The organism is Streptomyces monashensis (genome assembly GCF_001866665.1).
Taxonomy (GTDB): domain Bacteria; phylum Actinomycetota; class Actinomycetes; order Streptomycetales; family Streptomycetaceae; genus Streptomyces; species Streptomyces monashensis.
This window is the reverse complement of the sequence record NZ_MLYO01000148.1, coordinates 1-3,639: the sequence shown is the minus strand read 5'-3', so window position 1 is coordinate 3,639 and position 3,639 is coordinate 1. Positions and strand designations below refer to the sequence as shown.

Here is a 3,639-nt window from a genome sequence, read left to right as displayed (position 1 = left end):
CTGGACTCGACTCTTCCACCGGACCAGTCGGGTAAACGTCCCCGACGCGGCGGCCATCGAAGCTCGCCTGGGGCAGCCCGCCGAGCGCGGTGCAGACGGCGACGGCCGCGTCGGTATCGTGTGCGGTGGGGGTCCAGCCCGCGCGATGGGCGCGCACTCGGCCGAACAGCAGCTCCACCGCCGCAGTTGTCCAGCACCAGCACCTCGTGACCGACTGGCTCAGGGCCGCGACCGCCCGGGCGGTGTCGCCACGGGCCAGCCGCGCTGCCTCCAGTTCCTCCACCTCGATCTCCCGCAGCTCCGCCCGAGGACGGCCCCGTCATCAGGCCAGCGCCGCCTCCAATGTCCGTACGGCGCCGGAGGGATCAGCGTCGACCAGTTCAGCCATGCCTCGCTCGACTACCGCCGGCGTTGCGGCGCAGCCCTCGATCACCTCGGTCTCCTTCAGCGGCAGCCACGGCCCCGGGGGTGGCCTTACCGGCGATCACGGTCACGACGACAACTTCGCGGCCGGTTACAGCGACGGCGACGGCTACGCCCTGTCCGTCGCCAACGGAATCTTCGACGGCACCGTCAGCGGACTGAGCTGACCCACCGGCACGGGGCCGGGTGGCGTCGGGGACGAGAGTGCGTTCCAGGTCGGCGTTGCCGTTGACGCCGTCTACGCCTGACACACGCCGTGGTTGACCATCTGGGTGTGGCGTGCGACCACCGGGCGCGCGCTCTTGGCCAGGGACTTAACGAGCGGGCTGGTACCCGAGGCGATCACCTTGTCGACGAGCGCGAGGGTCTGCACGTGGGCCGGGTACTGGGCCTTGAGCCACGCGGCATCGTACGCCGGCGTGCCGGCGAGGGACTTGAGGGCAGCGGTTTGCCTCAATTGCGCGCCCGTCTGCCCGAACGGCAGTGCCACGCCGAGCCTTGCCGCGGCCTTGACGACACCGGCGTCAAGGGCGCGGTGGTCGCGGATGAAGTCGGCGCTCACCCGCTTGACGCAGGCGGTGGTCGCGGTGCTCTGAGCCTGCTGGCTGGTCGTGATCTCCCACAGATTTCCCTGGTGGGCCGCGGTCAGGAGCTGTAAGTGGCCCGAGCGGGGGAATCTGGCTGGCCGCTGACGCGCGGAGGGAGAGCGGAGCCCATCGGTCCCCTCGGTGCAGTCACGAACAGGTCGTGTCGGCTACATGCTGTCACGTACGGACTGACCCCAGGATGCTCCGTCTGTGTGGGTGCCTGCGAAGTCGGGGTCTTCGTAGATGTGGAGCCTCTTGATCTTTTCGCCCTGGAACTCGAACACGTTGCAGAAGAGTCCGAAGGATGAGGTTCCGTCGGGGAACTCCACACCGGATGTCGTCTCTCCCTTGACGGACCCTTCGACGACGACGTAGTCGCCGGACGTGAGGACGTTGAAGTGCGCGATGTCGTGCTCGATGTCAGCGATGCCCCGGGCGAAGCCTTGGGCGAAGGCCCCGATCTGCGCCAGGCCCTTGGCGGTTCCGAACTTCGGGAAGAACATCTGCGCGTCGTCCGCGAAGAGTTCGAGGAGTGCCGGATCGGCGGCATCGACCAGGCGGAAGTACTGGATGGCTGTTGCTTCGCGCTGCGCGTGGAGGTCGTTTTCGTTCATTGTTCGTTCCGCTTTCCGTGTTGCCGATGCTCATGGTTTCCATGGAGCACCGTTTCGACCTGATTCGTTTGAGGAGTCGCGTCGGCCCGTCGAGGAGTGCGAGGCATGGCACCACCTGGTCTGACGACTGGGGACGCCTGTACGCGACCGGGGAGAGAGAACCGCCGACAGCTGCGGCCGTGTCTCGGCTGACCCTCTGCGCACATGCCCGGCTGCCCGGGGCCCCTGAGTGCCCTCCGCTCAGCCGGCGTTGAACGCCTCGGCGACGGTCAGCGTGTCCTCGTACAGGTGCATGCGAGCGATCCGGCCGTCCTCGACCGCCAGGTGCATGGCGACCGGTGTGGTGAACTCCTTGCCGCTGGCCGCGGCGGTGTGTGTGAAGACCGCCAGCAGCACCACGTCACCACCGTCGACGATGAAGCGCTCCAGCACGACCTTGCTCTGGCCGGGCGCAAAGTGCGACCACATCGTGGTGAAGTACGGCGCGACCTCCTCCCGGCGGGTGCGGCGCCCGGTCCAGGGCAGCGCGGTGCTGTCGGGGACATACCAGTCGATCTCCTCGGAGAACAGTTCCTGGATGCCGTCGCGGTCCTGCCGGCCGAGGCGCTCCAGGAACTTCTCGGCCACGGTCCGCGAGGTCTGAGTGTCTGTTGTCATCGTCCTTGTCCTTGTCCTCTATCTCTTCATCGACGTAACTATTTTGGTTACATCCGTGGGCGTGGAATGCGACTCCCCTCGATCAGGGGAAGTCGACGGTCCGAGGTCAGGCGGCTTTCAAGATGTCCCGCAGTACGTCCTCCAGCGTGGTCTTGGCCAGCTCCCTGCACAGGGCGGCCTCCACGTCTTCGTACACGGCGGTCATTGCCGGCCCGATGCCGTGGCCCACGACGCACTCGGGGTCCGGTGTCGCGCGATGCAGGGCGAAGACCGGTCCCGGCTCGATCGCCTGATAGACGTCGAGCAGAGTGATCGCCGCCAGGTCCCGCGCGAGCATCCAGCCCGCCCCCGCACCTCGCCGTGAATCGGCCAGGCCGGCCTTGCGCAGCTCGCCCAGCAGGCGGCGGATCACCACGGGGTTGGTGTTGACGCTCGTCGCGATCTGCTCGGAGCTGGCGACCTCGTGACCGCGACGCTGATACAGCCCGATCCACGTCAGGGCATGCGCCGCAATGGTCAGCCTGCTGTTGGCACTCACCTCGGACTCGACCTCCCTCGACCCTTCGACCTCATCGTAACCATAGTTGTTACAACGGCATGCGGCAAGTCTCTGCAGGGCGAACCCGAGCCGAGCGCCTGGATGCGCACGCGGATCCGCTCACAGGGCGGAGTCGAGAACGGGCGGCCCGGCGTACTGCGAGCCGGCCGGGAACGGGTCGCGCAACTGCGGGCGGTCGCTGTACAGGTCGCACAGCTCCACGACCCGTGCCGGACGGCCGGCGTTGAGCAGCGTTCTCGGCGTCCTGGCCAGCGGCGGTGAAGGGGCCGAGCACCGTGCCGCCGGGCCGGGCGGATGGTCACCACCGCGGCGGCTGGATCGCCCGCCTGCGAGGTGTCGACGTTGTCGGTGCTGGTCCAACGGCTGTACTGCCCACAGGGCATGACAGGACCCTTGGGCGAAGTGTCTCCCCGGCCGAGGACCCGATGACAACCGCCAGGGGAAGACGCGGCGGCGCCGCATCGGCGGTAGAAGTCTGCGTTCCGCCCTGACCTTTTGGAATGCTAGCCTTGCAAAGCCAAGCTTGCAAGGCTAGCCTTCTAATATGACTCCACGAGTATCGGACGACCGCGCCGAAAACCTTGAGCCGGACCCTGCACTGATCGGGGTGGCCACGCGGCTGCGGATCAGCATCGGCGCGTTCAGGCGCCGCAGTCATGAAGCGCTGAGCGAGGGCGACTTGACGGGCCCGCAGCTGACGGCACTCTCTCGGCTCGAACGGCTGGGTGCGGTCACCACCGCGGAACTGGCCAGGCGTGAGCAGATCACTCCCCAGGCGATGGGCGCCACCGTCGCGGTC

6 protein-coding genes and 1 pseudogene are annotated in these 3,639 nt (G+C 67.6%); 2 read left to right on the top strand and 5 right to left on the bottom strand.

Going from position 1 to position 3,639, the window contains the following annotated elements:
* Positions 1-283, bottom strand: a 283-nt coding sequence (locus BIV23_RS51320; protein ID WP_218161936.1) for a hypothetical protein, incomplete at its 3' end; no start/stop codon positions are given.
* A gap of 103 nt (positions 284-386) precedes the next feature.
* On the opposite strand from BIV23_RS51320, the gene BIV23_RS44665 reads away from it, so the two are divergent.
* Entirely contained in the window at positions 387-590 is a 204-nt protein-coding gene (locus tag BIV23_RS44665) for a hypothetical protein (protein WP_071386729.1), read from the top strand.
* A 71-nt stretch (positions 591-661) separates the two neighbouring features.
* Here the strand turns inward: BIV23_RS44665 and BIV23_RS44660 are convergent, their stop codons facing one another.
* The 4 genes from BIV23_RS44660 to BIV23_RS44645 form a co-directional block, all read right to left on the bottom strand.
* Positions 662-1,072, bottom strand: coding sequence for a DUF4142 domain-containing protein (locus tag BIV23_RS44660; RefSeq protein ID WP_079173816.1), 411 nt, complete (start codon positions 1,070-1,072; stop codon positions 662-664).
* Between the two features lie 105 nt (positions 1,073-1,177).
* Positions 1,178-1,624, bottom strand: coding sequence for a nuclear transport factor 2 family protein (locus tag BIV23_RS44655; RefSeq protein ID WP_071386727.1), 447 nt, complete (start codon positions 1,622-1,624; stop codon positions 1,178-1,180).
* Between the two features lie 240 nt (positions 1,625-1,864).
* Positions 1,865-2,281: a nuclear transport factor 2 family protein gene (locus BIV23_RS44650; RefSeq protein ID WP_071386726.1), complete on the bottom strand. Its 417-nt coding sequence runs from the start codon at positions 2,279-2,281 to the stop codon at positions 1,865-1,867.
* Between the two features lie 106 nt (positions 2,282-2,387).
* Positions 2,388-2,819: an Rrf2 family transcriptional regulator gene (locus BIV23_RS44645; RefSeq protein ID WP_071386725.1), complete on the bottom strand. Its 432-nt coding sequence runs from the start codon at positions 2,817-2,819 to the stop codon at positions 2,388-2,390.
* A 565-nt stretch (positions 2,820-3,384) separates the two neighbouring features.
* On the opposite strand from BIV23_RS44645, the pseudogene BIV23_RS44640 reads away from it, so the two are divergent.
* Positions 3,385-3,639: pseudogene (locus BIV23_RS44640) on the top strand (hypothetical protein); the annotation flags it as partial.